This is a genomic window from Sphaerisporangium sp. NPDC004334, from assembly GCF_053602655.1.
On record NZ_JBSGDZ010000005.1, the window covers coordinates 214,984 to 239,251 of the forward strand.

General features: G+C 71.7%; 12 protein-coding genes. 6 read left to right on the plus strand and 6 right to left on the minus strand.

The genetic code is table 11. From position 1 onward, the window contains the following. Nucleotides 1-9: 9 nt before the first annotated feature. From ACWEN6_RS08095 to ACWEN6_RS08105, 3 genes are all read right to left on the minus strand, one after another. On the minus strand, nt 10-492 hold the full coding sequence (locus ACWEN6_RS08095) for an SMI1/KNR4 family protein (protein ID WP_452569537.1): 483 nt from the start codon (nt 490-492) through the stop codon (nt 10-12). After that, nucleotides 492-7,190 carry a polymorphic toxin-type HINT domain-containing protein gene (locus tag ACWEN6_RS08100; protein ID WP_452569538.1) on the minus strand — a complete coding sequence of 2,233 codons (6,699 nt, stop codon included), beginning with the start codon at nt 7,188-7,190 and terminating at the stop codon, nt 492-494. Before ACWEN6_RS08100 ends, ACWEN6_RS08095 begins: the two co-directional genes overlap by 1 nt. A gap of 615 nt (nt 7,191-7,805) precedes the next feature. Further along, nucleotides 7,806-11,333: a LamG-like jellyroll fold domain-containing protein gene (locus ACWEN6_RS08105; protein ID WP_452569539.1), complete on the minus strand. Its 3,528-nt coding sequence runs from the start codon at nt 11,331-11,333 to the stop codon at nt 7,806-7,808. A 232-nt stretch (nt 11,334-11,565) separates the two neighbouring features. Between ACWEN6_RS08105 and ACWEN6_RS08110 the strand changes: the two genes are divergently transcribed. Beyond that, on the plus strand, nt 11,566-12,834 hold the full coding sequence (locus ACWEN6_RS08110) for a sensor histidine kinase (RefSeq protein WP_452569540.1): 1,269 nt from the start codon (nt 11,566-11,568) through the stop codon (nt 12,832-12,834). Next, complete coding sequence (locus ACWEN6_RS08115) at nt 12,831-13,502, plus strand: response regulator (RefSeq protein WP_452569541.1); 672 nt, start codon at nt 12,831-12,833, stop codon at nt 13,500-13,502. The genes ACWEN6_RS08110 and ACWEN6_RS08115 overlap by 4 nt, the downstream gene beginning before the upstream one ends. A gap of 124 nt (nt 13,503-13,626) precedes the next feature. Here ACWEN6_RS08115 and ACWEN6_RS08120 read toward each other — a convergent pair whose 3' ends face one another. Then, entirely contained in the window at nt 13,627-15,291 is a 1,665-nt protein-coding gene (locus ACWEN6_RS08120; protein WP_452569542.1) for a serine/threonine-protein kinase, read from the minus strand. 365 nt (nt 15,292-15,656) lie between these two features. On the opposite strand from ACWEN6_RS08120, the gene ACWEN6_RS08125 reads away from it, so the two are divergent. Further along, the gene (locus tag ACWEN6_RS08125) at nt 15,657-16,550 is read left to right on the plus strand and encodes an SCO6745 family protein (protein ID WP_452569543.1); all 894 of its coding nucleotides are present in this window, start codon (nt 15,657-15,659) and stop codon (nt 16,548-16,550) included. A gap of 104 nt (nt 16,551-16,654) precedes the next feature. Here the strand turns inward: ACWEN6_RS08125 and ACWEN6_RS08130 are convergent, their stop codons facing one another. Further along, entirely contained in the window at nt 16,655-17,701 is a 1,047-nt protein-coding gene (locus tag ACWEN6_RS08130; protein WP_452569544.1) for a hypothetical protein, read from the minus strand. Between the two features lie 81 nt (nt 17,702-17,782). Between ACWEN6_RS08130 and ACWEN6_RS08135 the strand changes: the two genes are divergently transcribed. Next, a complete protein-coding gene (locus ACWEN6_RS08135) occupies nt 17,783-18,637 on the plus strand; it encodes a PHP domain-containing protein (protein ID WP_452569545.1) in 855 nt (284 codons plus the stop codon). Nucleotides 18,638-18,789: 152 nt separating this feature from the next. On the opposite strand, the gene ACWEN6_RS08140 is transcribed toward ACWEN6_RS08135, so the two are convergent. Beyond that, the gene (locus ACWEN6_RS08140; protein WP_452569634.1) at nt 18,790-19,575 is read right to left on the minus strand and encodes an aminotransferase class IV; all 786 of its coding nucleotides are present in this window, start codon (nt 19,573-19,575) and stop codon (nt 18,790-18,792) included. A 212-nt stretch (nt 19,576-19,787) separates the two neighbouring features. Here ACWEN6_RS08140 and ACWEN6_RS08145 point away from each other — a divergent pair, with 212 nt between their 5' ends. Together ACWEN6_RS08145 and ppdK are read left to right on the plus strand one after the other, a co-directional pair. Beyond that, nucleotides 19,788-21,074, plus strand: coding sequence for an MFS transporter (locus tag ACWEN6_RS08145; RefSeq protein ID WP_452569546.1), 1,287 nt, complete (start codon nt 19,788-19,790; stop codon nt 21,072-21,074). A 316-nt stretch (nt 21,075-21,390) separates the two neighbouring features. Continuing rightward, entirely contained in the window at nt 21,391-24,051 is a 2,661-nt protein-coding gene (gene ppdK, locus ACWEN6_RS08150; RefSeq protein WP_452569547.1) for a pyruvate, phosphate dikinase, read from the plus strand. The last annotated feature ends 217 nt before the right edge of the window (nt 24,052-24,268 follow it).

The window sequence follows — 24,268 nt, forward strand, 5'->3', positions numbered from 1 at the left end:
CATAGACGCCTATGCGAGTGAACCACAAACAACTAGCTGCGCGATGAACTCACCAAAAGACTGAGCTGCGCGGCGAGGAATGCGGTCTTCGTCGATGTAAGCGACAGCTGGTTCACCCTCAGGGCCGCACTCGGAATAGTCGAGCATTATGGTGTCATGGCCAGCGGAAGGCGTATCACAAATCACTACCCCGATGTCTGGATACCCCCACTCGGAAATCAGGTATGAGCTACCTGCGCCGGACGAGGAGTCGATTCCCCAGGGTCCACCGATTCCCCGAATTCCGCTGATCTCGAAGTGATCGTCGGCCCACGACGTCGGAAACGTCGTGGGGCAGCAGCGGCGCCGCGGAGTCCCTCCGTTTCGCTGGAGTAACACTTCAATATAGCTGCGGGGCAGGCGCACGCCAAGATCTTCCTCGGCTTGACGGACCATGCCGTCATCGAGGGGAGGGCCGGTGTAGTAGTCACCATCCTCGAACAGTTCCGCCATTAGAATCCTCCCGTATGCCCAGTGGCGGCATGGATCTGTCTGTCGATGAGCTGCATGAGCCCTGGATCTTGATGATGATGCCATGTATAGCCAGGTGGAGTCTCGCTCAGCCCGGCCGCCTGATTGGCCAGCCTGAAGTCTCTATATCGACTCCCGGTGAGCTGAATCCGAACATCCGGCACCTGCGGGTGGCGCCATGCGGAGAAGTCAGGAAAACCGTGTACATCGAATGGAACGCTAGTTACGGGATGAACGTCTCCCGCACGCTTTCCATTTCGCACCTTCGGCACTCCGCCGTTGGCGCAATCGCATGTTGTCGGATGTCCAGGAACTGCTGAGCCACAATTGTGAACCAGGACGGGCGCGGCTCCTGCCAGCACATAGTACGTGTGGAGGCTCTCGATGGTGAGGTCGTGGACGGTGGGATGGCCCTGCCGGAGGGCGGCGGAGACCATGTGCAAGGTCTTGCCGCTGGGAGTACGGAGGTGGTCGGTGGGGGTTAGGTGGTCGGCGCGGGTCCAGGTGTGGTGCTTGGCGTCCCAGAAGAGGTGGTGTTCGGTGGTGAGGATGGTGCCGGTGGCATCGCCTCGGTTGCCGTCGGTGTCGACGGTGATCTGGACGAGGGTGAGGTAGCTGAGACCGGAGTAGGTGGCCAGGACGGTCTTGGAGGTGGTCTTACCGGTTAAGGGGTCGGTGGCGAGGACCTTTTCGCCGGTCTTGATCTTCTCGATCGGCTTGAAGGTGCCGTCGGCCATCTTGACCTGGGTTCCGGCCACAAAGCTGCTCTCGCAACCGCCGCCGGATCCCCCTGACGAGGCACGGGGGCTGCCTCTACCTCCGCCCTTGCCTGCGGCTTTGCCCGCGCCTCGCTCTCCGCCCTCGGCCGCCGCACGGCCCGTCTTGCCTATGGCGGGCTTGGCCTTGCTCGCGGCCTTGCCGACGGCTGAGGTGACGACCTTGCCGCCCGCCGTCGTGGCGAGCTTGCTCAGGGCTCTGGAAGCGCCCTTGGCCACGGCGCCGCCCGTCATCGCGAAGATGGCGCCGACCGCCGCCTCCTTGACGGCGGTACCAAGGTTCCATTCGCTCGGCGGCGTGGTGACCAGGTATCCAGCGAGGTCGCCGACGGCTCCACCTGCGGCCCAGCAGCCAGCGACCGCCGCTCCCTTGGTTTCCACGCCCAAGAGGGCGATGCATCCGTTTGCGACGTCCACCGAGACGACGATGGAGACGATGGTCTTCCCGTGGTCCTTCCAGACCTTTTTCGCCTTACAGCCGACGTCCCAGGTGCCGCAGCGCGGCTTGGGGTGGGTCGCGGGCGGCGGGGGGTGGTAGCCGCAGCCCGAGCAATTGGAGGACGCGGAGCTGTTGACACAGGGGTTGCTGGCGATGATGCCGCACTGGGTGCCACCGTCCCGCGTCAGGCCGCTCGGGTCGGAGGTGGTGACCGGGTTGTTGCCGGAGTAGGCGTAGCCGTTCCAGCTCTGGGGATCGGCGCCGTCCAAGATGGGGTCGACGGAGATGAACCGGCCGGTCTCGGCGTCGTACTCGCGGGCGCCGAGGTGGGTGAGAGCGGTGCTCGCGTCGATGGTCCCGCCGACGAAGCCTCTCTCACCCGGCCAGTACGCGGGCTGGACGCCGCGCATCTGGCCGAAGGGCGTGAAGCGGCGGCGGTCGGCGGTCTGGGCGGCGTTGTCGGTGATCGAGGTGTCGGCGCTGCCGTGTTCGTCGGCTCCGAGCCACGTCACGCCTGTGGAGGTCCGGGTGGCGATGACCTGGCCGGCGTGGTCGTAGTACCGCGTGGCGGTCTTGGCGCCGGTGGTCTTGTCGAGCCGGATCTCCATGCCGGCGACGTAGAGGGTGGTGGAGGTGGGGTCGCGCCGGATGAGCCGCTCGCCGCCCGCGTCGTAGACGTAGGTGCTGACGCCGGACGGGTCGTTCGACTTGGCGAGGTGGCCTTCGACATCCCATTCCAGGACGCGGCCGTCTCCGCGTTCAGTGGTGTTGCCCGCCTGGTCGTAGGCGTAGGTATCGGTCTGGCCGTCGCGCGTGCCGCCCTGGAAGGCGACGGAGGTGAGCGTGTGCGGCTGGGGGTTGCCGGCGCCGGCGTAGGTGAAGTTCTTGGTGACGTCGCCCACCGGGTCGTGGTCGATCTCCTTGGTGCGGTTGCCGACCACGTCATAGCTGAAGGACTGCCAGTACGGCGCGGGCCCGCCGACGACGGTCTGGGCAGGCGCGCCTGCGCAGCCGTCGATGGCGGTCCAGGCCTCGGTCAGGCGCTGCAGGTAGTCCTGCCTGAAGCATTGGACGTCGGCGGGTTGCCCGGACGGGGTGTCGGCGATCTTGGTGATGTTGCCCGACGGGTCGTAGGTGTAGTTGGTGTCGGAGATCGAGATGGGGGCCGTCTCACGCTCGAACAGTGAGCGCGCGAGCCGGTTGGTGCCCTCCTCGTAATAGTTGGTCTCCTTGACCCGCTTGCCGCCGGTGGACAGCGTCATGTCCAGGAGTTGGCCGAGCTTGGAGTACGTCGTCGAGGTGACGTAGTTCGTCAGTCCCCGGGTCGTCGTCGGGTTGCCGAGCTCGTCGTAGTCGTAGAGCATCGTCTCGCCGAGCAACCCTCCGGCAGCGGGCAGCACGGTGCGGTGGACGGTTCCGTCGAGGTTGTAGTCGGTGCTGATGCTGTAGGTGCCCTGAAGTGCGCCCTCCGCGGCGGGGATGACGGTCTGGGTGCCGGTAGGCCGATAGGTATCGTCGTAGCCGGTGATCGCGGTGACGTAGGCGTCGGTGCCGCCGGCGGAGTTTTTCACGTAGCGGGTGGCGGAGGCCGGCTGGCCCTTGACGACGGTGCCGTTGGGTAATGTGTCGTAGGTCCAGTCGGCGAGCTTGGTGCCGGTCGCGTCGGTGCCGGCGTACTCGGCGGTCTTGCGGCCCAGTGAGTCGTAAGTGAAGGCGATGCTCTTGCCGCGTGAGTCGGTGCTCGACAGCAGCTCGTCGGTCCGGTCGTCGTAGGCGAGCGTCGCGGTGCCCTTGTCGGGGTCGTCGATCTGCTCGACCCGTCCCCGCAGGTCGTAGTGGTAGCGCCAGACGCTGCCCGCCGCGTCGGTGACAGTCGCGGGCTGGCCGTTCGGGGCGTAGGTGGTCTTGGTCGCGTCGTAGGCGCCGCTCGGCCCGTCGCCCTTGTACTGGCGCACCTCGACTGTGCGCCCCATCGCGTCGGTGATCTGCGTGATCGGCGTCGTCCCGGGCGGAGGGTCGATGCTGACGCGGTCGCCGCCGTAGGTCACCGTGGTGCGCCACTGCTCACTCCCGCGCTTGCGGAAGATCTCCGCGGTGGGCCATTCCATGCCGTCGTAGACGGTTACGGTCTGTCCTGGTACGTCGTCGTCGCTGGCCGGAGTCCACAGCGCGGCGCCCGGGGTGCCCTCGGTGTAGTAGTCGTCGTTGGACTTGGCCACCAGACCACGGGCGTCGTAGAAGGTGTCGTCGATCAGTCGGCCGCCGCCCGGGGCGGGCTGCTGTGTCTGCCGCGGCCGCAGCAGGCCGTCGTACAGGGTGTAGCCGGTGATGTACGTGGCGCCGTCGTTGCGCAGGGTGGAGGTGGAGACCGCGGTCGCCCCGTCGGTACGGATCCGGTAGCCGAACTCCATGTTCGGAGTTGTGGGGTACGTGGCCTTGGCGCGCCCCGGTAACCACACGCCGGTGAGCCTGCCGAGCGGGTCGTAGGCCAGGTCGGAGCGCTTGGTGTTGAGGTCGATGGTCGCGGTGGGCACACCCCAGGCCGGTTCCATCTCGATCTTGGTGATGTGGCCGGCCGGGTTGGTCTCCTCGGTACGGGTGGCGATGCCGGTGGCAGGGAAGTAGGCCGCGGTGGTCTTGCCGCCGGAAGGGTCGGTGATGACCAGCGGCCGACCGTATGCGTCGAAGGTGGTGCTGCCGAGGGTGACGTACTGCGGGCCGCCGTTCCACGAACCGAGCTTCTCCGCCTTGGTGACGTCGCCCTTGGAGGGGGCCGCGCCGAACGCGTTGCCGTCGTAGTACTTGCGCACGTCGGACAGCACGTCGCCGGGCCGGGACGGTGTCGCGGTACACGCCTTGCTCACCGTCTCCACGCGGGAGGCGTAGGAGATCATCCACCGTGCGTCGTCGCGGGCGTAGGTGGTGCGGACGCACTGGTCGTCGGCGGGAGTGGAGTCGTCGCCCAGGTCACTGATCTGGGTGATCAGGCCGTCGGCGTTGTAGTCGGTGTCGGACGAGGTGCGCCGCCACCCGCCGGACGCCAGGGCCGTGCGGGTGCGGACAACGTCAGCCTGCACCATGTTGGCGGTGGTGGTGCCCCAGGAGCGGACCCGCTTGCCGGTCTGCCTGACCCAGTAGCCGGTGATCTCCCCCATCTTCTTCGCGCCGCCGGGACCGTCGTAGTGGAACTCCTCGAGGACGCGTCCTTGCAGGGCGTCGGCGTCGTCCAGCGGCGGCCCCTCGGAGGCGGTGACCTTCACGTCCCGGGTGCCGCCGCCGGACAGTTCGTCGCCGTCCATGCCGCGGAAGTAGGTGAACTCCGCCTGGGAGCGCTGCTCGCCGGGGTTGCCGCTGATGACGCGCACCTTGCCGTAGCCGCGCCACTGCGACCAGGTTTTGTACTTCTCCCTGGTCAGTCCGTCATCGTCATCGTGGTGCCAGGCGCCGCCGCCGAGATACTCGTAGGTGTCAACGACGTCGGGCGCCCCGCCGGTGCGGTCGATCTGCTGCACCTGGGTGACGACGTACTTGTGAAACCAGTCGCGGACGGGCGTGGTGGCGCCCTCGGGCGACCAGTACTGCGGGTAGCACCGCCGAGTGTTCGAGTCGGGCTCCGGGGTGTTCCCGGCCGCGCAGTCGGGGTTGGAGTAGGTGATGGACAGGGCGCCGCCGGTCTCGTTGTCGATCGCCGAGATCCGCCACTTGGTGAGCGGCGGCCGCCCTTCCAGCGCGTCGACCCGGTTCGGCTTCTGGACTCCGGCGAACCGGACCGGCGGAAGGGAGACCGATCCGCCGACCTTGCCCGTGTGCTGGATCGAGGCCAGCCACAGCCCTGCGGCGGTGCCGTCGCCGGGGGCGCGCATCTCGTGGGTGAGCGTCCAGGTGTCCACGTCCTTGTAGGTGCTGCCGGACACCAGCACCTGGGTGGTGACGGAGGCGAGCCGCTTGCGCGTCCAGAACGTGGGGGAGTAGTTGTCGATGCACTTCTCGCCCGAGCCGCACTTCTGGTCGTACGGGACGTCCGGCCAGTACTTGGCGTTGTCCTTGGTGAACTTGCTCTCGGCGCAGTCGAAGGTGGAGGTCGGGACGCAGCGCTCCTTGGCGTCGAAGACGACACGTGCGGGAGCGGAGGAGGTGTAGACGGCGTTGGAAGGCTGACCGTAGTCGGCGCGCTTGAGGTAGCCGCCCCTGGTGTAGACGGTGGGCGTGCCGTTGGGCTGGCCGTCGGTCAGTGTGGTCACGTCGCGGCGGTAGTAGTTGGTCTCCGGCGCGTACCAGAAGGTGCTGACCGTGCCGTGCGGGTCCACGACGTAGTCGAGGTTCCAGCGCCAGGCCTGCCGGCACCAGGAGTCGGAGAAGCCGCTGTCCTTGTGACACGGTTCGCCGTCGTTGTTGCCGAAGATCGGCACCGTCCAGGTCGACTGGGTCTCGGGGTCGCCGTCGGCCCAGCGGGGCAGGTGGTTCAGGCCGAAGTAGTACTGGGTGCCGTCGGGCGTGGTAACCCGCCAGTGCTCGCCGTCGTTGTCCCCGTTGGCGGCGCCGCCCAGCTTCTCGATCTTGGCGCCGTCGTCGTTCTGCGGCTGCCAGGTGCCCGTCGCGTCGTCCCGTACCAGCTCGGTGGCCTGGCCGTTGAGCGACATCGTGGCGTTGTCGTACCGCCAGCACTGGTCGCCGCGCTTGGGCGTCACGCCGTCCTCGGCGCACTGCTTGTACCTGCGCTCGATGAAACCGGGCCAGTAGTCGAAGCCCTCGCCGATCCAGGACGCCTGGTTGTTGGTCGCGACGGTGCGGCCGTCGATGCTCCCCGAGGAGTAGGCGAACCCGATGTTCGGGGTCGGACCGCCGGGGGGCGGGGGCAGGCGCAGCGGATAGGACCAGGAGAAGGCCCCGCTCTGGTTGCCGACGTTCCAGGTCGCCGAGGGGGAAAGGGAGGTCGCCTCGTAGCTGCCCGTCGAACCCGATGCCGCGGCGACCGCGGCCAGCGTCATCGGGGCCGCCGAGGTGACGTCGACGTCGGCGCTCAGCCGCCCGGTCGTGGCGTCGTTCCTGGTCACCAGCGGCGTGCGAGTCTGGCACTCGGGACGGTCCGGTGTCGTCGCCGCGCAGTCCGGCAGCCTGGCCAGCCGCAGCCGCGCCGCCCAGTCGCCTCCGAAGGCGTATCGGAACCCCGAGTAGTCGACCTCCACCGACAGGCGCACCGTGCCCGCTGGTCTCGCCTGAGGGGTCAGCCGCAGGCCGAGCCCCGCGATCTGCGACGCCGCGGCGGTGCGGGCGTCGAGCGTGCGCACCTCGACGGCGGGCGGCGCCGGCGCGGCCGGCGAGGTCGGGGAAGGCGTCGCACCCGCGGTCGCCCGCCGCGGGGTGTCGCCCTGTCCGCCGGTGCTCTGCCGGGAACGGACCGGCCCGTCGGCCCCGGCCTTAGGGGTCGCCGGGCCGAGCCAGACCGGCAGGCGCCCGGCCCGCACCTTGCCGGGGCCCGCGGCCCGTGTACCGGCGCCGGCCCCTGTTCTCGCGCCGGTCTCTGTTTCCGCACCGGTCCCTGTTTCCGCGCCGGCACCCGTTCCCGCGCCTGCTCCTGCCCCGGCCCCCGTTCCCGCGCCTGCTCCTGCCCCGGCACCGGCCCCGGCACCGGCCCCGGCACCGGCGGCGGCGCCCGGGAGCCGCACCACGGCCGTCCCCGGCTCCGGCCAGGTCACCGGGGGCGCCGCCTTCAGGTCGTACTTCGCCCCCGGGTCCGGGAGCGGCGCGCGGGCCGTGAGGGCATGCCCCGGTACGGGATGCTGCTCCTGGGCCTTATGCCATCGAGGGTCTTCCGTCGCCCGTGCGGCGACCGGAGTGATCAGCGTGGCGGGTACCACGACGGCCAGCATTCCTGCGACCTTGGCCAAGCCTCGCCATGAACCGAGCACGGCTTCCTCCGGGGGAGCGATGAGCGTCAGTGAACGTCGGGGAACCGGGCCCGGCCCCGCCGGGAGGCGGCGAGCCGGGCCAGGCCGAGCCGGGCCAGGCCGAGCCGGGCCAGGCCGAGCCGGGCCAGGCCGGGTCGAGCCGGGTCGGGTCGAGCCGGGTCGGGTCGTGGATCAGCCGTCGAGGGGGAGTCCCATGGCGAGGTTCAGCACTTGGCGGTCGGTCAGCGTGCCCGCGAAGGCGTGAACGTCGTCCACGTCGCCGGCGAAGTGGTCGACGTAGGCGCCCTTGTTCCTGACCCTGCCGATCTGCAGGGCGCCGCCGGCGTTCCAGGCGGTGAAGGGGCGGACGTCGGCCAGTTGCCCGTTGACGTACAGGCGGAGCTCCTTGGCGACCTCGTCGTACACCCCAACCAGCAGCGTCCAGGTGTCGAGGGTCGAGCAGCCGACGGTCTCGACGGACCGGGCGTGTGTCATGGTGAAGGAATCGGTGTCGTTGCCGGCCGTGCTGAACGACCACCGGTAGACCGTGGCGCCGTTCTCGGTGAAGGTCCGGTAGCCGAGGTAGAAGCCGCTGTTCCTGGCGCCGTCCTGGCCGACGGCCGTCAGGGTGTGGACGGGCATGGCGCAGGTTTCGTCCCCGGTCAGGCGCATGCGGGCCGTCACCGTGAAGCTGTGGTCGGTGCGCACGGGGGCCGACGTGGTGGAGGCGTAGGCCGTCGTGCCGTTGAGGTGCAGCACGGCGGCGCCGTCGAAGCCGTCGTCGGACCAGGACGCGCCGCCGGCGAGCGTCGCGTTGCGTCCGTACCCGGAGGAGTCGGCGGCGGTGGTGCCCGTTCCCTCGTCCAGCCTCCACAGGCCGAGCTGGGTGGGCGGCTGCTTGGCCATGGCCGCGATCTCGTTGCCCAGCATCGGGTCGTTCACGGTCCGGGGGTCGTCGGACAGGATCCGGTCCCACACCCTGACCTCGTCGATGTCGCCCGCGAAGTTCTCGTGGAAGCCGCCCTCCCACTTGGTGCGCCCGACCTGCAGAGGGCCGTTCGCGTTCCACGGCGTGGACGGGAAGGCCGCGGCGGTCTGCTGGAGCGTCCCGTTGACGTACAGCCGGACCTGTTCGGCGGGGGCGTCGTACACGCCGGTCAGGTGCGTCCAGACGCCGAGCTGCGGCTCGGTGTCGCTTATCGCCCGTGACAGCGCGGTGCCGTCCACATCGGTGGCGTACTTGCCGAAGATCCACCGGTTGTAAGTCGAGGAGTAGTACAGCTGAAAGCCGGAGTTGCGGTCACCCGACTGGCTCAGCACCGAGGAGTTGACGGTCCTGGCGGTGAGCCGCACCCAGGCCGAGACGGTCAGACCCCGGTCGGTGCGCACCACCGGCCCCGCCGTGCTGCCGTACCCGGTGGAACCGTTCAGCCGCGCGGCCCCGCTCACCCGGCCGCCCGTCCACGCCGTGCCGCCCGCCAGCGCCACCGGGTGGGGTGCGGCCGCCGAGTCGCCCGCCGTGGTGCCGGCGGTCTCGTCCAGGCGCCACAGCCCCACCGGGTCGGCGCCGGCCTTGACGTAGAAGCTGTGGACGGCCGGGATCTTGCCGACGTTGCCCGCCCGGTCCACCGGGAAGACGTACAGCGCGTTGAGCCAGTCATGGCGCGGCGCCACCGGCACCGTCACCGAGGTCTGCCCGGCGGGGATCGCCACCTGGGTCGCGGGGGTGGCGAGGCTCGGGTCGTCGAGGGCGAACCTGAAGGCCGTCACGTCGGTCTCTCCGTCACCCGGGGCGAAGGTGAAGGCGCCGGCGCTGCCCACCCCGCCCCGCCAGTCGTCGGGGGTGTCGCCCGGGTAGTCGGCCGAGGTGACCTTCGGGAGCGTCGCGGGGTCGACGGTGTCCACGGTGAACTCGCACCAGGGGCTCCACGCGCTGGAGTCGGTGCCGTCGTAGGCCTTGACCTTGTAGGAGTAGCTCTGCCCGGTCACCAGCCCCGACAACTTGATCGAGTGGTCGGTCGCCGCGGTGGTGTACTTGTAGGCGGTCTTCCCGCCGCCGGGCAGGGTGGCGGTGACGTCGTCCCACACCGCCGTCGTGGTGTTGTAGTGATGGAACGCGAACTCGGCGCGCACCCCGTCGTTGGCCTTGTCCGGGTCGTAGATCTTCGCCTTCAGGCTGATGGGGCTCTCGGCGTCGCCGGCGTTGACGGCGGGGCGTCCCGCCCCGGTGACGCACGGCGTGGCCGGGTACGTGCCGACGCCCGAGGGGGCCGAGGGCGGGGTGTTGTAGTCGACGACCAGCTTGGGCGCGTTGCCGAAGCCCTTCCACCCCCACGTGCTGCTGCCGGTGTCGTCGTAATCCTTCAGCCCGAACGTCGTGTTGGGCCAGCCCGACTTGGCCGCCTTGGCGATGGTCGCGGTCACGTCGAACTCGATGCCTTTGTCCGGGCACGAGGAGTTGTAGCCGGCGTCGGAGGACACACTGTCCTGCCAGTCCGACCAGGACGGCTGGTGGTTCCAGGTGGTGGAGCTGGAGATGCCGCTGGTCAACCACAGCTGTACGGCCTGCGGGGAGGAGGTGCACCCCCACGACTTGGCCTGGGTGATGCGGAACGTCGCCTTCAGGATGTGCTTCCCGTTGACGTTGTTGGAGTCCATGCGGAAGAACGACCGTTTGATCCCGCTGCCGTAGTTGCCCGCCTCCGGCATGTGGGCGGAGTTCCAGTACTCCTGGTCCGGGAACGCCCGGTCCACGTAGGTCCAGGCCTGCTTGGAGCCCGACCACTGCGGGTCGATGTAGACCGGGTAGGTGACGTTCGCGCCCGTGAGCAGCCGCGCGTCCGGCGTGAGCACCACCTCATCGGGCGTGGCCTCGACGCCCAGCAATGCCTGCCGTCCGCCCGGCCGCGGACCCGTGTCCAAGAACCCCGTCCCCGAGGACCCCGACGCCGACGGCTGAGCCACCGACGGCGCCTCCGCCGAGATCCCCGAGGAGTCCCACATTCGCGGCGCCGGCGCGTGGAACACCGTCTCACCGCCCTCGGTCACGGCACTCAGCCCGCCGGCCCGCGACCTTCGCACCGACACCCCGGCGCCCCGCGTCGCGAACCTCAGCCTGGCCAGCGCCGGATTCGCCGCCGCCTCCCGGGTCTTCACCACCAGCACCTCGGAGAACCCGAGCACCGACGCGGTGACCTTCAGGTCCACCCCCGGCAGCACCGACGCGTACGTCGCGGTGCCGGCCTCCAGCACCGGTCTCGGCAACCCGCCCGGCCAGGACATCGCGACCGAACGCCCGCCTTCGCCGATACTCGCCAGCGGGACCGTCCCGCCCCCGGAGAAGGCCAGGTCCAACGGCGTGGCCACCGGACGCACCGTGCCGTCACCGGCGAACCGCAACGTCGTGTCCACATCGGCCCAGCCACCGCCACGCCGTACCCGCTCAGGCAGCGCTGCCGTCTCGGAGGTGAAGCCCCCGCCGGGATCGGCGAAGACCTGCCGGGTCTCGGTGCGCAGAGACAGCACCTCCACCCGCGTCCCCGACCGCCGTGCCGCCTCCACGGCCTGCCTCTCGGTCGGAGCCGGCGGGGGCGCCTCGGCGGCGGCCTTCGCCGGACTCGCCTGGTGTGGTGCCGTGGTGAGGCCGCTCAGCGACGCGAGCAGCGCGGCGGGCAGTGCGATCGCCCGGACCGCGCGGCTGGGGAGACGGTATCGGCGCACGCGCTCTCCTTGGGGGCTCCTGTCACGCTGGACGGTCCGCCGGCGTTACCGCAAGACGTTACGGAGGTCAGACAAAGAGGTCATCCCGCGTGCGATTGAGATCGCCGTACACCGGGGGCCGCCGGGGGGTAAACCTCTGCCGTACGACGCGCCGGGCGCGTGACTTCCGCGGTACGCGTCGTAGGTCCGGCGGAGGATGAGGGACCGGTGGTCGTCTGGTTACCATGCGCTGATGGGCACAAGGGTCGTCGCGCCGTTCAGGAGGTTCGCCGCGACGAACCCGCTCATCGTCGACGTGGCGCTCGCCCTGGTGTTCACCGGCATGACCGTGGCGATCGAGGTGGCGGTGGCACGCCATCCGTTGCTTCTGGGGATGACGCCCGAGCACGGGTTCCGGCTGCCGGACCGGTTCTCCATGACGCTGACGCTCGTGGCGAACCTCCCGCTGGCGCTGCGCAGGCGCGCCCCGCTCGTTGTCCTGCTGATCTCCTGCGCGGCCGCGATCGTGTACCACGCGCTGGGCTACTACTACGGGTTGAACACCATGCCGCCGCTGCTGGCCCTGTACACGGTGGCGGCTCAGCGGTCACCGCGCCTGGCCGCCGTGGGCGCGGTGGCCATCCTGGTCATGTGGACGCACGCGTTCCTGGTGGGACCCGTCGGTCTCCTGGGGGCGGGCGTCGTCCAGGCGGGTGTCATGATCGCCGTGGCCTGGGGGTTCGGCAACAGCGCGCGGTTGCTGACGGACAGGAGCCGGCGGCTGGCCGAGCTGTCCGAGCGGCTCAGCCGCGACCAGGAGGACAGGGCCCGGCGCGCGGTCAGCCAGGAGCGGGTGCGCATCGCCCGCGAACTGCACGATGTCGTCGCCCACCACATGTCCGTCATCTCGGTGCAGGCGGGACTCGCCAGGTATGTGTTCACATCCGATCCGGTCACCGCGCGCGACGCGCTGGCGACCATCGCCCAGACCGGCAGCGAGGTCATGGGCGAGATGAGGCGGCTTCTGTCGGTCCTGCGCATCGAACCTGAGGACGAGGGCGATGGGGTGAGCTACGACCCGGCGCCGGGTCTCGACCGGCTCGGGCAGCTGGCCGAGCGGGTGCGTTCCGCGGGGGTGGCGGTGGAGGTGACGGTCACTGGGGCCGCGCGGCCGCTGGCGCCCGGTGTCGACCTGTGCGCCTACCGGGTCGTCCAGGAATCGCTCACCAACGTGCTCAAGCACGCCGGGCCCGCGCGGGCCGGGGTGTCGCTCCTGTACCGCCCTGCGGAACTGGAGATCCGCGTCACCGACGACGGCGGCGGGAGCGAGAGGGCGGCCGCTCCCGACAGCGAGAAGGGTCACGGCTTGATCGGCATGCGAGAACGCGTCAAGCTCTACAAGGGAACGATGGCCGCCGGACCACGCCCGCTCGGCGGGTTCGAGGTCGTGGTCACCCTGCCCCTGTCATCCCCGACTGAGGATGAGCAGCCTCCTACGCCGGCCGGTGAGACGTCCTTATGATCAAAGTGCTCGTTGTCGACGATCAGATTCTGGTCCGTGCCGGACTCGCCGCCCTGATCCGCGCCATGCCCGAGCTCGACGTCGTCGGTGAGGCGGCCACCGGGGAGGACGCCGTCCGCCTGGCCGCGGCGAGGCGCCCGGACGTGATCCTGATGGACATCAGGATGCCCGGCATGAGCGGCGTGACCGCCACCGGGCGCATCCTCGCCGCCGCGGAGGGCCGGCCGCCGAAGGTCGTGATCCTCACCACCTTCGACCTCGACGACTACGTCTACAACGCCCTGCGGGCCGGCGCGTCGGGCTTCCTGCTCAAGGACACCCCGCCCGAGCGCCTGCTCACCGCGATCCACACCGTCGCGGCCGGAGAGATGCTCTTCGCGCCCAGCGTCACCCGGCGCCTGATCGAGACCTACACGCGCCGCGCGGACGTCACCGCGCACCCCTCCCGCGACCTGGCCGCCCTCACCGCCCGCGAGGCGGAGGTCCTCGAGCTGGTCGGGCACGCGCTGTCCAATACCGAGATCGCCGGCCGCCTGTGCGTCAGCGAGGCGACCGTGAAGACCCACCTCAACCGCACGATGACCAAACTCGGCCTCTCCAGCCGCGCGCAGGCGGTCGCCTTCGCCTACGAGACCGGCCTGGTGACCCCTCGCCGGGCGACGGTGTGAGACGGCTGCTCGCCGTCGCGGCAGGTCACGGCCTCTCTCCCGCGGGTCTCGGCGCGTCGGCCGAGCGGCGGCTCGGGCGGACGACGCCGGCGACCGGCGCGGCCGCCTCTTCGGCGGCCGGTTCCTAGTCGTCGTGGTCGTCGTGGTCGTCGTGGTCGTCGGGCCGGCGGTGATCGGCGCCGGCGAGTTGTGACAGGTGGGTGAGCAACCGGGTCAGCGCGGGTCCGGCGGTGAACTTCCCGTTCCGCTCGGCGCCGGCCAGGTCGCCGAGGATTCCGCGGATCCGGTCGGCCGCCTCGCGATCGTCCCGGTCCCTGTGGTCGTGCCGCCCGCCGTCCCGGCCGAGCCTGGCGAGGGCCTCCGCGATGTCGTGCCGGGCCTTCTCCGCGACGCGAGGGTCGAGCCGTCCCTGGTCGACCGCCCAGCTCAGCCCCTGGGCGAGCTGGGCCAGCAGCACACGCGGGTCGTCCGGCAGCCGCCGCGGCCCGACGGCCACCACCGAGGGCGTTGAGGGCGGTGGCGACGCGGGAAGCGACACGGAAGGCGACGCCGACACGGAAGGCGACGCCGATGGCGACGAGGGCGCGGAGCCGGAAACGGACGGGGCGTCCGCGTAGGGAGACGCGGCGGCGGCCGACGGGGCCACCGTGTCCGGGCCCGAGCGCAGGAGCGCGAAGGCGAGCGCCGCGACGACCATGACCGCGGCGACTCCGGCGGCGGCGACGGGCGCCGGTTCACCTCGGCGGAGCGACAGCCACGCCTTGACCGCCGGCGACCGGCGGACGCCGGCCTCGGCGATCGGCGACGTCCGGCGGCCCCCGTGATCCGGCGGCAGGGAGGCCAGGAAGCGCGTCCCCGAGAACTCCGCGGCGGACGGCGCCATCGGCAGGGCCGGCGCGACGTCGTGCCGCCGGCGGGGGGCGTCCGCGAAGGAACGGGGGATCGGAGCCCCGTCGAAGGAGCGGTGCGGCGGGGCGGCCGTGTAGGAGGGCCCCGGGTCGGTGAGCCGGTGGGCGACCTGGTCGGCGGTCGGGCGGTCCTCGGGCTCCTTGGCCAGCAGGCGCATCAGCAGGTCGTCCAGGGCGGACGGCACGTCCCGGCGCACTTCACCCGGCGGCGTGGGCGGCACCTGGACGTGCTGGTACAGCAGCGCGGTCGGGCCGTCCGCGCGGAAGGGCGGGCGCCCGGTCAGCAACTCGTACAGCACGCACCCGAGCGCGTACAGGTCGGACGCCGGTCCGGCGTCGCGGCCGAGGGCGCGTTCGGGGGCGAGGTAGGCGCTCGTGCCGATGATCAGCCCGGTGCCGGTGAGCGCCGCCGCGGCCTGGTCGGCCAGCCGGGCGATGCCGAAGTCGACGACCTTCACCGCTCCGTCCGCGGTGAGCAGCAGGTTGGCGGGCTTGATGTCACGGTGGACGACGCCCAGCCGGTGGGCGGCGGCCAGGCCGGTGGCGGCCTGAGCCCCGATGCGGACCACCTCGTCGACGGCGAGTCGTCCGGCGGCGAGGTGGTCGGCGAGACTGTGTCCCTCGATCAGCTCCATGACGAGGAAGAGCCGGTCGCCGGCCTGGCCGAAGTCGTAGACGGAGACGACGTTGGCGTGGTTCAGCCGTGCGGTGGCCTGTGCCTCCTGGCGGAACCGCGTGGCGGCAGAGGAGCCGACGGCCTCCGCGAGCAGCAGCTTGACCGCGACGGGGCGGTTAAGGACCTCGTCGGTGGCCCGCCACACCTCGCCCATGCCTCCGCGCCCGAGAGGCTCGTCAAGCCGGTATCGAGCCGCCAGCAGCACGCGAACGCCTTCCTTGTCATGCCCGGCAGGCCGTCCGTCCCCCGAGGCCGATGATGCCCGTCGTTCCGGCGGGGCCGTCCGGCAGCGCAATGGCGATCTTGAGCCACCACGGCGTCCCAGGATACCGATCGAGGGCGGCCATGGAGCAGGCATGCCTCCGGCCTGACGGACGGTGTACTTCCCGTTTGCGCCGTCCTCTCCGTTCCCCGCCACAGGACGGGCGCGGCCGCGTGAGAGGACAGGGATTGACATTGGATAGCGATGCTATCTAACGTACGTGATGGCGCTGACGTGACGACCCGGATGCCTCCGGCTTCTCTCGCGGGGCTTCGCGGTTTCGATCTCTCGCACAGGAGTGGACGACGATGACGCAGGACCCCGGTTTCGCGCGGCGGATGTGGCACCAGCTGGAGCCGGTGCACGCGCCGTTCTGGTACGCGCCGGAGGTGTCGGCCGAGGCGGCGGCGCTGGGCTACCAGGTGGACACCCGCTGGCCCGCCTACTTCGCCTGGCGCGCCGCCCCGCTGGGGGAGGCCTCCGCCGAGCTGGTCGCCGCGGCCTTCTACAGCTTCAGCCCTCGCATGGTCGCCGAGCACGTCCCCGCCGCCTGGACCGTGGCCCCGGCCGCGAAGGTGCTGGAGGCGCGGCTGCGCGCCGTGGACGGGATGTACCGGGCGATGCTGGACGGCGAGGTCGGCGGCGATGTCGGCGGCGGGGGCCTCGCCGAGGCCGCGCGGCTCGCCAGAGAGGCGGCGGAGGCCGCCGGCGCCGCGGGCCGGCCGCTCGCCGCCGCCAACGCCGGCCTGCCGTGGCCCGAGGAGCCCCACCTCCTCCTGTGGCAGGCCATCGGCGTCCTGCGCGAGCACCGGGGGGACGGGCACGTCGCCGCGCTGCTGACCGCGGAGCTCGACCCGTGCGAGGCGCTGGTGTCGCTCGCCGCGATCGGCGGCGCGCCGCGCGAGACGTTCGACAGCCGCGGGTGGACCGCTCAGGAGTGGGACGCCGCCCGTGACCGTCTCGCCGCCCGCGGCCTGGTGAACCCCGACGGCACGGCGACCGAGCAGGGGCACCGGCTGCGCGACACCGTCGAGCGCGTCACCGACGACCTCGCGATCGCCCCCTGGCGCGCGATCGGCCTGGAGAAGGCCGAGCGCCTCGCCGAGCTCACCACGCCCCTCCTGGTCGCCGCCCTGGAGTCCGGCCTGCTCCCCGCCGCCAACACCCTCGGCATCGGCAGGGTCCCCACCCCCGCCCGCTGAACAGCCCCACGGTCTCCCTGAGGGTCCCGATCCTCCGCCCGCTGATCCAGGGGACCCTCGCTCCGGGCTCTTTCACGTCTCGCCCCCTGACGAGTCCGGGCCTTCTAAGGTCCTGCCGCCCGCCCGCTGGTCCGGGGGATACTCGCCGACGGGGCCTCCCAGGCGCGGTGGTAGGAGGTCCAGTCGGCGGGAGTGGCGGCGAAGTCGACGTACAGGGCGACTCCGAAGCCGGGCCTGGTGCTGGCGCCGAGCCCGAGGCGCACGCCCCGCACGGCGGCGGCCACGGTCTCGGCCGAGGCGTGGTGGGTCAGGTTGTCGTCGTGATAGGCGGGCAACCCCATCAGCAGCCGGGTGCCGGGCGGAACCGCCGCCAGGGCCAGCTCGGTCTGCCGCCGGACATAACCGGCGTAGGCGTCCTCGGTCGGCTGCGCGGTGTCGTAGCTCATCACCGCTACCTGGTCCACGCGGCGGGCCACCTGGGTGAGATAACCGGGCGTCCACCACTTGGTGCTGCCGAGCAGCGCGTTGCCGACGAGCGCGACGCCGGACGCCGGTTCGATGTGGTGCACCGACATCGACAGCACGCCATGGGCGGGCGCGATGGCCGCGCGGGTGCGGTCGAGAAGCTCGAGCAGCCCCGGGTCGCCGTCCGGAACGGGCTCGAAGTTGTAGTGGACGCCGTCGAAGCCCGCGGCCAGCACCTGCCCGGCCGCCTGGACCACGTTGGCGCGCACGGACGGCGACCCGAGGTCGAGCTCCCCGGGCTCCACGCGCTGGCCGAGCCAGGCGTGCACGCGCAGGCCCGGCACGGCCCGGTGCAACGCGCCGACCGCCCACGCGGCGCGCGGGTACAACGAGGGCGCGAGGGTGCCGTCGTAGGCGAGCGGCCCGGTGTGCAGGTAGACCTCGCCGATGCCTCCGCCGCGAAGGTGGGCGGCGAGCGCCGCCAGCTGCGGCTCCCCATTGCGCCCGTCCACCCAGGCGTGGCCGAGCCACAGGGCGTCCTGCCCGGCGGGGCGCGGCGGGCGCGCCGCCGGCTCGCCGGACCCGAGCAGCGAGAACCACGCCCCGCTGACGACGAGGAACAGCGGCGGAACCGACAGCAGAGCGAGAACGCCACGCCACCGGCGACGCGCGCGAAGAACGGACATGCCCTGTATACAACCCCCTGCATGCCCACCACGGCGCGGTGGGGGTCACCGCGGCGGCGGGGATGCTGGCAGGCTCGTGCCATGCGGATCGACCTGCACGTGCACTCCACGGCCAGCGACGGCACCGACGCCCCCGGCGCGCTCATGGGGCGGGCCGCCGCCGCCGGGCTCGACGTGGTGGCGTTGACCGACCACGACACCACGGCCGGCTGGGAGGCGGCCGCGGCGGCCGTCCCGCCGGGCCTGGCCCTCGTGCCGGGGGCGGAGCTGTCCGGGCGCTGGTACGGCGCCGAGCCGTCGGTCGGGCTGCACCTGCTGGCCTACCTGTTCGACCCGGCGCACGAGCCACTGGCCGAGGAGCTGGCCCGGGTGCGCCGGTCACGCGATCTGCGCAGCGAGAAGATCGTCGCGCTGCTGAACGCCGACGGGATCGACGTCACGACCGCCGAGGTCGCCGGGCAGGCGGCCGGCGGCACGGTGGGCCGCCCGCACATCGCCCGGGCGCTGGTGCGGCGGGGCCTGGTCGGGTCGGTGGACGAGGCGTTCGGGCCCGAATGGCTGGGCCGCCGCTACCGGCTGCCGAAGGCCGACATCGACGTGTTCACCGCCGTGCGCCTGGTCGGCGAGGCCGGCGGGGTGTCGGTGCTCGCGCATCCGCGGGCGGGCAGGCGCGGCCACATCGTCCCCGACGCCCTGATCGCCCGACTCGCCGAGGCGGGCATGTGGGGCGTGGAGGCCGACCATCCCGACCACACCCCCGGCGACCGCGAGCACGTGCGCGCCCTGGCCGGCGATCTCGGCCTCCGGGTCACCGGGTCGAGCGACTACCACGGCACGAACAAGACCATCGCCCTCGGCGCCTTCACCACCGGCCGCGAGGTCTACGAGGATTTGGTGTCCACCGCCACCGGCGCCGCTCCCGTCCGGCCCTCCTGAGAGCTGTGCCCTTCGCCCCTGTCCGGCGCGCCAGGGGACGTACCCGCGATCCTCGGACGTGCCTCTCGTCCCCGTTCGGGGTGGCCGGGGGCGTGTCCGGCGTCCCTGCTCGGAGGTGGTCCTGTGAGGGACGTGCTCGGAGTTCGCGCAGGTCAGAGCGGGTCGGTGGGGAGGGCGGCGTACTCCCTGCGCAGGGTGGTGAGGAGGGGGTGGTCCAGGGACAGCTCGGCGCCCTCGATGGAGCGGACCGGGCGGGGGCCGGCGGCCGCGTCGGTGATGAAGGCGGCGTCCATCGCGGCCAGGTCGCCGGTGTCGACCTCGGAGGTGGCGCACGTGACGCCGGCGCGGCGCAGCGCCTGGTCCAGCAGGCGCATGGTGACGCCGTTGAGGCGGTCGGCGCCCGGCCAGACGACGCCGCCGTCCTTGACGAACCCGATGTTCCAGGTGGGCCCCTCGCTCACCCGGGATCGGGCGTCGGTGAACAGGACGTCGTCGTGGCCGCCGGCCTGGGCGAAGCGCCGCTGCAAGAGCGGGCCGAACATGCCGGAGTGCTTGACCTGCGGCAGGTCGCGCTCGTACTCGGCCACGCCGAGCGAGGGCGGCTGCCGGTCGGGGGGCGCCGGGCGCGTGGTGACCAGGATCTCCGGCCGCGCCTTGGCCGCCGGGTGCGCGAGGTCGAGTTCGGGGTCGAAGACGGTGACCCGGACGATCACCGGCGAGGGGGCCGCGGACGCCGCGCGGCGGGCCAGGTGGCGCACCCGGTCGAGGTCGAGCTCGACGCCGTGGACGACGCGGCAGTCGCCGAGGAGCCGGTCGAGATGCAGGGACAGGCCGCGGACGCGGAGGTCCTCCACCCGCATGGTGGTGAAGTGCCCGTAGTTGTAGAGCGCGAGCGAGCCGAGCTCGCCAGGGGTCACCGGACGTCCGTTCAGCTCCATCATGCGGCCATCCTGGCAGCTTCCGCCGGGTCGGTGGCCCCCCTCCCGGCGCTGTTCGCCCCTGGCGTGACGGCGACGCCTCCGGGCGCGCCCACACCCGAGCGACCGGACGGTGCGGCGGACGGCGAGGGGCCGGGAACGGCGAAGTGGCTCAATAGCACGAGCGGGAAGCGGCTCTTAAGAATGGTCCGCATCGCATCTAGCGTGGTGTCGTGATCAGCCCTTCCGGCCCGTCGCGGGTCCTCGCCCTCGCCCATCTGGCCAACGCCGTCGGCGACGGCGCGTACCTGGTCTGCTCGGCCCTGTACTTCACCCGCGTCGTGGGCCTGTCCCCGGCGCAGGTCGGGCTCGGCCTGACGCTCGGCTGGGCGGCCGGGGCCCTCGCCGGCGCCCCGCTCGGGCACCTCGCCGACCGCAGGGGTCCCCGGGGCACGGCCGCGCTGCTCGCCCTGGCCACCGGCACGGCCGTGGCGGCGTACCTGTTCGTCACCTCGTACGCGGCCTTCCTGCTGGCGGCGTGCCTCTACGCGTGCTGTCAGAGCGGGCTGGCCGCCGGGCGGCAGGCGCTGCTCGCCGGGCTGGTGGAAAGGACCATGCGCACGCGGGTGCGCGCCCGCCTCCAGGCGGCGGTCAACGCCGGGCTGGCCGTCGGCGCGGCCATCGGCGGAGTGGCGCTGCACTTCGACACCCGCGAGGCGTACCTGGCGGTCCTGGCCATGGATGCGGCGAGCTTCGTCCTCTCGGCGCTGGTGCTGCTCCGGCTGCCCGCCGTGCCGCCCTCGGCGGCCCGGGCCGTTCCGGTGGCCGGGAGCGCCGGTGCCGGCCGGCGCGCCGGGCACCGGGGGCGATGGGTGCCGGAGGTGGTGCGCGACCGGCGGTACGCGGTGGTGGCGCTGCTCAACATGGTGATGATGCTCTACATGCCGCTGCTCAGCCTGATCGTCCCTTTGTGGATCGCGGGGCGGACGCAGGCGCCGGGCTGGACGGTCGCCGCGCTGCTCGTCCTCAACACGCTGACCGTGATGCTGTTCCAGGTGCGGGTCGCCCGGCGCGTCACGGGCCTGCGCAGTGCGTCCCGGCTGGTGCGGCTCGCGGGCGTCGCCATGTTCGCCTCGTGCGCGGCGTTCGCGCTGTCGCAGGCCGGGGCCTCGGCGTGGGCGGCCGCCGCCGTCCTGCTCGCCGCGGCAGGTCTGCAGGTGCTCGGGGAGATGATGCTGGCCGCGGGGGCCTGGGAGATCGCCTTCGATCTGGCACCGCCGGACAGGCAGGGCCAGTACCAGGGGTTCTTCGGCAGTGGCACGGCGGTGGCCCGGATGGCGGGCCCGTTGCTGCTGACCACGGTCGTCCTGGGGTGGGGGACGGCGGGGTGGTTGCTGCTGGGCGGGCTGTTCCTGGTGGCCGGCTCCGCCATGGGGCCGGCCGTCCACCGGGCCGAGCGCGACCACGCGGCGGGCCTTCGCGGGGCGCCCGACGCTGCGGCGGACGCGCCCGTCCGGTAAGGCGGGTTTTCCGTAATGCGGAATATGTTGGTCAAAACCGTGCCGTCGCTTTTACTGGTCTAAACCAATTGTGCTCCGGTGAGCCCCGGCCTAATCGCCGTGAACCGCCCGCCCAATTGGTCTGTACCAGTGCCCGGCGGCCGGCGCCTTTTCTGGCCGTCCTGCCTCCAAGGTCGAGTGGATTAGACCGCTATATTAGGTCTAGCAGGGCGAACGTCCCTCTGATAGGCCGGTGACGTTTCCTTCCGTTAATCGTAGGTAGAGTCCCCCGGAAAGAGGCGGAACCGTACGCCGAAGGAGTCGTGGAGGGGTCCCAGTGCCCAAATACGTATACGGGTTCACCGAGGGCAACAAGGATCTCAAGGAGCTCCTCGGTGGCAAAGGCGCCAATCTCGCCGAGATGACGAACCTCGGTCTTCCGGTGCCACCGGGGTTCACGATCACGACGGAGGCGTGCCGCCGGTTCCTGGCCGGCGGCGGGGTGCCCGACGGGCTGTGGGACGAGGTCGACAAGCACCTCCACGCGATGGAGGACGGCATGGGCAAGCGCCTCGGCGCCCCCGGGGACCCCCTGCTGGTCAGCGTCCGCTCCGGGGCGAAGTTCTCCATGCCCGGCATGATGGAGACGGTCCTCAACATCGGCCTCAACGACGAGTCGGTGCGCGGCCTGGCCGCGCAGGCGGGCGACGAGCGCTTCGCCTGGGACTCCTACCGCAGGCTCATCCAGATGTTCGGCCGCACCGTCCTCGGCATCGAGGGCGACCGGTTCGAGGACGCCATCGAGCGGGCCAAGCGGCACGGCGGGGTGAGCAGCGACCTGGAGCTCACCGCCGAGGACCTCCGGCGCCTGGTGCGGACCTTCAAGGACATCGTCAAGGACGAGACCGGCCGGGAGTTCCCCGAAGGCCCCCGCGTGCAGATGCGCATGGCCGTCGAGGCGGTCTTCGACTCCTGGAACGCCCCCCGCGCGATCGTCTACCGCCGCCAGGAGCGCATCCCCGCCGACCTCGGCACGGCGGTCAACATCGTCGCGATGGTCTTCGGCAACCTCGGCATGGACTCCGGCACCGGCGTCGCCTTCACCCGCGACCCCGGCACGGGCAACCAGGGCGTGTACGGCGACTACCTGCAGAACGCCCAGGGTGAGGACGTCGTCGCGGGCGTCCGCAACACCATCCCGCTGCAGGAACTGGAGAAGATCGACGCGAGCTCTTACCGCGAGCTGCTGGGCATCATGCGGACGCTGGAAAACCACTACCGCGACCTGTGCGACATCGAGTTCACCATCGAACGCGGCAAGCTGTGGATGCTGCAGACCCGTGTCGGCAAGCGCACCGCCGAGGCGGCGTTCCGCATCGCGACCCAGCTCGTCGACCAGGGCCTGATCGACATGGACGAGGCGCTCGAACGCGTCTCCGGCGACCAGCTCGCCCAGCTCATGTTCCCGAGGTTCGCCGGGCACGGCCGCCTCAGCCCGATCGCCAAGGGCATGAACGCCTCGCCGGGCGCGGCCGTGGGCAAGGCGGTGTTCTCCTCTGAGCGCGCCGAGGAGCTGACCGCGCGGGGCGAGGAGGTCATCCTGGTGCGCCGCGAGACGACCCCGGACGACCTGGCGGGCATGATCGCCGCCCGTGGCGTGCTGACCAGCAGGGGCGGCAAGACCTCGCACGCCGCCGTCGTCGCCCGCGGCATGGGGAAGACCTGCGTGTGCGGCGCCGAGCAGATCGAGGTGGACCCCGCGGGCCGGCGCTTCACCGCCCCCGGCGGCGTGGTGGTCGAGGAGGGGGAGGTGATCTCCATCGACGGCTCCACCGGCGAGGTGTACCGCGGGGAGGTGCCCGTCATGGCCTCGCCCGTCGTCCAGTACTTCGAGGGCGCCGGCGACACCTCCGACGACCTGATCCAGGCCGTGCACCGCGTCATGGTCCACGCCGACGAGCGGCGCCGCCTCGCGGTGCGGGCCAACGCCGACACCCCCGAGGACGCCGCGCGGGCGCGCGGGTTCGGCGCGGAGGGCATCGGCCTGTGCCGCACCGAGCACATGTTCCTCGGCGAGCGCCGCCGGCTCGTCGAGGACCTCATCCTGGCCGTCTCGGAGGAGGAGCGCCAGGCGGCGCTCGACGCGCTGGAACCGCTGCAGAGGTCCGACTTCGCAGGCATCTTCGCGGCGATGGACGGCCTGCCGGTGACGGTCCGCCTGATCGACCCGCCCCTGCACGAGTTCCTGCCCGACCTCACCGCCCTGTCGGTGAAGGTCGCGCTGGCCGGCGAGCGGGCCACGGCCCGCGACCGCAGGCTGCTCGCGGCCGTCAAGCGGCTGCACGAGGAGAACCCGATGCTCGGCCTGCGCGGCGTGCGGCTCGGGCTGGTGATCCCCGGACTGTTCGCCATGCAGGTGCGCGCCATCGCCGAGGCGGTGGCCGAGCGCCGCGCCGCGGGCGGCGACCCCCGGGCCGAGATCATGATCCCGCTGGTCGGGGCCGTGCAGGAGCTGGAGCACGTCCGGGACGAGGCGCGGGGCGTCCTTGCGAAGAACGGCGTCGAGGCCGCGATCGGCACGATGATCGAGGTGCCGCGCGCGGCGCTGACCGCCGGCCAGATCGCCGAGGCCGCGCACTTCTTCTCCTTCGGCACCAACGACCTCACCCAGATGACCTGGGGGTTCTCCCGGGACGACGTCGAGGCCGCGTTCTTCTCGCGCTATCTGGAGCTGGGCGTCTTCGGGGTTTCCCCGTTCGAGAGCATCGACCGCGGCGGCGTCGGGCGGCTGATGTCCATCGCCGTCGAGGAGGGCCGCGCGGCCCGTCCCGACCTCAAGATCGGCATCTGCGGCGAGCACGGCGGGGACCCCGAGTCAGTGCGCTTCTGCCACGACATCGGCCTGGACTACGTGTCCTGCTCGACGTTCCGCGTCCCGGTCGCCCGGCTGGAGGCCGGACGCGCGGCGCTGCCCCGCGAGGAGTCCGACTCCCGCTGACCGCGCCCCGCCCGCATTGTGCGCGGAGCCCGGCTCCCGCCGGCCGTCGCTCGTCCCGCTCGCGCGACGGCCGGGCTTCCGTCCATGCAGGCCCTGTCCGGCCGAAGGGGTCCCCTCCGGCCGGACAGGGGTGGCGACGGCCTGGTCAGGGGTCTCTCACGGGCCGCCTGACCTGCGGGGGAAGACGAAATGCGTCCGGACATCGTGAGTTTCCTGC

Excerpts from the sequence above, each read along its gene's own strand:
- ACWEN6_RS08095 (WP_452569537.1), bottom strand. The coding sequence starts at position 492 with ATGGCGGAACTGTTCGAGGATGGTGACTACTACACCGGCCCTCCCCTC.
- ACWEN6_RS08110 (WP_452569540.1), top strand. The coding sequence starts at position 11,566 with ATGGGCACAAGGGTCGTCGCGCCGTTCAGGAGGTTCGCCGCGACGAAC.
- ACWEN6_RS08115 (WP_452569541.1), top strand. The coding sequence starts at position 12,831 with ATGATCAAAGTGCTCGTTGTCGACGATCAGATTCTGGTCCGTGCCGGA.
- ACWEN6_RS08125 (WP_452569543.1), top strand. The coding sequence starts at position 15,657 with ATGACGCAGGACCCCGGTTTCGCGCGGCGGATGTGGCACCAGCTGGAG.
- ACWEN6_RS08130 (WP_452569544.1), bottom strand. The coding sequence starts at position 17,701 with ATGTCCGTTCTTCGCGCGCGTCGCCGGTGGCGTGGCGTTCTCGCTCTG.
- ACWEN6_RS08135 (WP_452569545.1), top strand. The coding sequence starts at position 17,783 with ATGCGGATCGACCTGCACGTGCACTCCACGGCCAGCGACGGCACCGAC.
- ACWEN6_RS08140 (WP_452569634.1), bottom strand. The coding sequence starts at position 19,575 with ATGGAGCTGAACGGACGTCCGGTGACCCCTGGCGAGCTCGGCTCGCTC.